Here is a 3,281-nt window from a genome sequence, read left to right as displayed (position 1 = left end):
CGGGTGGTGCGGGTCTTGCGGTCGGCTCCGCGGGGCTTCGACCCCACCACGGCGGCGGGGTCCAGGTCTCCGGCCGCTCCGGTACCTGTACTGCGGGTGACGCAGGTCGTCGCGATGGCGACCAGGTTGTCTCCCGCGTTCTCGTCCCGGTCCAGGACGAGCCCGCAGGTATCGCATTCGAAGACGTCCACGCTCAGGGGCAGCTTGGCTTTCACCGCACCACAGCGCGAGCACGTCTTCGACGAGGGAAACCACCGGTCGGCCACGATGAGACGGGTGCCGTGCCGGCGGGTCTTGTAGGTGAGCCGGGGCGCGGACGCGGCATTCGGTGAGATCCGGCGCCGGCTCACCTACAAGACCCGCCGGCACGGCACCCGTCTCATCGTGGCCGACCGGTGGTTTCCCTCGTCGAAGACGTGCTCGNGCGGGTCTTGTAGGTGAGCCGGCGCCGGATCTCACCGAATGCCGCGTCCGCGACCCGGCGCGACAGCCGCCGGCTACGGCCCATCCCGGCGACGTCGAGGTCCACGACCACGACGGTGCCGTACTCGGCGGTGAGGCGGGTGGTCAGCTTGTGTTTCCAAGCCGCAGAAGGAGCAGTCCGTACGGACGTTCCCGGGAGGCCCTGTCGCGCGTCGCCCGCCCGGGGGAACTGCAGGAGACAGTCGGCCCTGCATTGCGACGTCTTCGCAGGGATCAAACTTCGATGAACGCTACGACCACCACGGTGCCCAGGGCGCTTACCCAGTAAAGTAGGCGCACGCGCTCGACTTCGTCGGCGTACTCACGCAGCTGAGGACCGGCCGTGCCTTCGGGGATCGGCTCTCCGACGTCCGGATCGACGGAGATGACGACCAGGGCACGGTCCAGGGCGTGCAGCTCGGCTTCGCTGGTGAGGGCGTCCAACTGCTTGGTGGCGGAGTCGGAGAACGCGATCCGGGCGCGACGCGGGGCCGTGCGGTGCGGGCATCAGGCGACGGCCGGGCGCTTGGCAACGAGCCGGGCGAGATGTGTCTCGCGCAGGTCTTCCCACGGCGTGCAGTCCTCCACCGCGGGCAGTCCGTTGGCCAGACCCTCCGGAGTGTCCTTCACCTCCGGCGGCGGTCCCGGATTGCCCCGATACGTCTCACCGCCTATGTGGACCTTGCCCGTCGCCTCGGCCAGCGGCCGATGTTCAGTCCCACCATCGGCTGGCCCGCCGACGGAGGCCAGGTCGGATCCCCTAGCAGAGACGATCTTGTGACCTCGGCTCGGCGCGGTCCGGGCCACGAACGCGCGCCATCAACTGGGGCCGTTCATCCGTACGCAACTGGGGAACGGGGCCGTGCGCCGACACCAGGCCGCCCCGTCTGAGCCGTGGTGGTGAGTGCTCGGTGCTGGTGGTCAGCGTTGACGCGGTTGCGGACGGCGAGGACGGCCAGGCCGAGGAGGTCGGGTTCGGTGACGCGGGAGACCATCTCGATGCAGGTACCGGAGGTGGTGAACTCCTGGCCGGAGGAGCGGACACCACCGAGTCGAGGGTGACGTTCAGGGCCTTCTCGAATCGTTCGCCGGTGAGCCTGTCCTTGGTGGGGTTTTGCGGGTGGTCCTTGTCGATCTTGAAGGTGACCGTGCCTCCGGCCGGCGGGACCGTGCCGGTTGCTTCCTGCTTCGGCTCGTGCTGGGGGAGCCCGAAGCCCATGAGCAGCCCGATGGTGGCGAGCATGGCGGCGGCGAGACAGCCCAGGGCGCGGGAGACGCGCAGGCCGTAGCCGGACAGCAGCCAGTAGCTGTGCAGCAGTCCACGCTCGGTACTGGTGGTGTTGGCCCGGTCGTGACGGGCCACCTCCATGTCCTCTGCGGACGCGGGCGGGCGTGAGTTTGTTCGGCGGGGCAGGCTTCTCTCAGGGCCGCCGGAGGGCGGTGGCCAGCGGGCGGGCCAGCGGGAGCTGGGCGACCTCGTCATCGCCCCGCTCCTGGTCGGACAGAGCGACGCCGTATGGATGGTCGGCCCGGCTCACTGCATGGGCGCCCCCTCCGCCCGGCTCCGGCACCGGCACCGGCTCCTGGAAACCCGGACGATCCGCGACAAGGTGCTCCTGCGGTACGCACCCAAAGACATCAGCACGGAGCCCCGATGACCGATCGCCCCTCCCCCCACCGGCTGTGACAGGCCCGGCCCCGGCCAGGAGGCCACCACCACCGATCGAGCCTGGCTCGCCGGCGCCTGTGAACTCGCCACCCAATGCCCGCCCTCCGACACCGCGTTCAGCGTCGGTGCCGACGGAACCGAACTCGCCCGCAGCTACCGGCCGAACTCGATGTGCTCGGCGCGTGGGTCTCGAACACCAAATCGAGACGCGACAACCTCGCCCAGGAGCAGTTGGACGCGCTGCGGAAGCTGGGCGTGTAATGGGCGGCATGAGTCCCGGGGAAGAAGGGCACGAGGCGCAGCTCGCCGCTCCTGAGGTCAGTGTTGAGACCGACGGGCGGCTGACCGTACCCGCCGACCACGTCACCGCGCTCCTGCGCTCCATCGCCCATAGCTGGGCAGCCGGCACACGCGACGGCACCCCTGTACGTGTCGTAGAAGAAGGCGCCGCCGTCGGGCTGGAGCCTGTGACCGTCCGGGCCCTCGCCGACACCCTCAGCCACATCGCCGACCAACTCGACGTCCAATACATCCACATCACCACCCACACTCACACCCACAACAAATGAAACAGCAAAGACGAGAACCGCCCGGGATCTGGGCGCGAAGTGAGCACGGTCCACAACGAGACCGAGCCGGTGACCGAGAGGGCACAGGGTCTTGCGCACCTGAACCGCTATCAGTTCGGCCTGGCCGACCTGCACCTCACCGGTTCCGTCCCTGCCCACGCCATATGTTCACCGCAGTCCACGACGCATGGTGGGCCCAGGCCCGCAAGGTTCACGGCGGGCGGGACGGAACCCGGGCGTTGGGCGAGGTCCTGCTGCTGAACCGGCACCTCGCCCACGAGCACGTGGTCGCGGGCCTGGCCACAGCACCGCAGGCCGGCGCCCTGACCGCCGACGCTGTTGCCCTGGAAGCCCACAAGGTCGCACAGGCGGAGGACGAACCGACTATCGGCGCATCCCATCCCGGCGGCCCCGAGGCAGACGCCGGCCACCGTCACCTCGCTGCACGAGTGGCGGCTCGCCACCCTCCACCGGACACCAGACCGCAGCCGTCGGTGACCCCCTACGACCAACTGCTCCGACGCCGCCGCACCAGCGGCAGCGACCACCGTGAGGCAGAAGCACAGTGACCACCTTGCCCC

At 69.6% G+C, this 3,281-nt stretch carries 8 protein-coding genes; 4 read left to right on the top strand and 4 right to left on the bottom strand.

What is annotated here, in order from left to right; translation table 11 throughout:
- Positions 1 to 350: zinc ribbon domain-containing protein (locus JGS39_RS38890; protein ID WP_308120984.1), on the bottom strand; the 350-nt coding region annotated here is incomplete at its 3' end.
- Here JGS39_RS38890 and JGS39_RS42125 point away from each other — a divergent pair.
- Complete coding sequence (locus JGS39_RS42125) at positions 301 to 441, top strand: zinc ribbon domain-containing protein (protein WP_443742934.1); 141 nt, start codon at positions 301 to 303, stop codon at positions 439 to 441. The two genes, JGS39_RS38890 and JGS39_RS42125, sit on opposite strands and share 50 nt — an antisense overlap.
- 255 nt (positions 442 to 696) lie before the next feature.
- Here the strand turns inward: JGS39_RS42125 and JGS39_RS38885 are convergent, their stop codons facing one another.
- Genes JGS39_RS38885 through JGS39_RS38880 form a run of 3 tightly spaced genes read right to left on the bottom strand, consistent with a single transcriptional unit; the run spans position 697 to position 1,825 of the window.
- Positions 697 to 936 (bottom strand): hypothetical protein, encoded by a 240-nt coding sequence (locus tag JGS39_RS38885; protein WP_219574483.1) that lies wholly within the window; start codon positions 934 to 936, stop codon positions 697 to 699.
- Between the two features lie 33 nt (positions 937 to 969).
- Positions 970 to 1,236 (bottom strand): hypothetical protein, encoded by a 267-nt coding sequence (locus tag JGS39_RS41305; RefSeq protein WP_308120985.1) that lies wholly within the window; start codon positions 1,234 to 1,236, stop codon positions 970 to 972.
- Positions 1,223 to 1,825: a hypothetical protein gene (locus JGS39_RS38880; RefSeq protein ID WP_308120983.1), complete on the bottom strand. Its 603-nt coding sequence runs from the start codon at positions 1,823 to 1,825 to the stop codon at positions 1,223 to 1,225. Before JGS39_RS38880 ends, JGS39_RS41305 begins: the two co-directional genes overlap by 14 nt.
- A gap of 4 nt (positions 1,826 to 1,829) precedes the next feature.
- Here JGS39_RS38880 and JGS39_RS41785 point away from each other — a divergent pair, with 4 nt between their 5' ends.
- From JGS39_RS41785 to JGS39_RS38865, 3 genes are all read left to right on the top strand, one after another.
- The gene (locus JGS39_RS41785) at positions 1,830 to 2,120 is read left to right on the top strand and encodes a hypothetical protein (RefSeq protein WP_219574482.1); all 291 of its coding nucleotides are present in this window, start codon (positions 1,830 to 1,832) and stop codon (positions 2,118 to 2,120) included.
- Between the two features lie 280 nt (positions 2,121 to 2,400).
- Positions 2,401 to 2,700 (top strand): hypothetical protein, encoded by a 300-nt coding sequence (locus JGS39_RS38870; protein WP_219574481.1) that lies wholly within the window; start codon positions 2,401 to 2,403, stop codon positions 2,698 to 2,700.
- A gap of 164 nt (positions 2,701 to 2,864) precedes the next feature.
- Positions 2,865 to 3,269 (top strand): hypothetical protein, encoded by a 405-nt coding sequence (locus JGS39_RS38865; protein ID WP_236064643.1) that lies wholly within the window; start codon positions 2,865 to 2,867, stop codon positions 3,267 to 3,269.
- Positions 3,270 to 3,281: the final 12 nt, after the last annotated feature.

Source organism: Streptomyces poriferorum (assembly GCF_019399235.1).
Lineage (GTDB): Bacteria > Actinomycetota > Actinomycetes > Streptomycetales > Streptomycetaceae > Streptomyces > Streptomyces poriferorum.
The sequence above is the reverse complement of the archived record's forward strand: the minus strand, read 5'-3'. Positions and strand labels throughout refer to the sequence as shown.

Excerpts from the sequence above, each read along its gene's own strand:
- JGS39_RS41785 (WP_219574482.1), top strand. The coding sequence starts at position 1,830 with ATGTCCTCTGCGGACGCGGGCGGGCGTGAGTTTGTTCGGCGGGGCAGG.
- JGS39_RS38870 (WP_219574481.1), top strand. The coding sequence starts at position 2,401 with ATGAGTCCCGGGGAAGAAGGGCACGAGGCGCAGCTCGCCGCTCCTGAG.
- JGS39_RS38865 (WP_236064643.1), top strand. The coding sequence starts at position 2,865 with ATGTTCACCGCAGTCCACGACGCATGGTGGGCCCAGGCCCGCAAGGTT.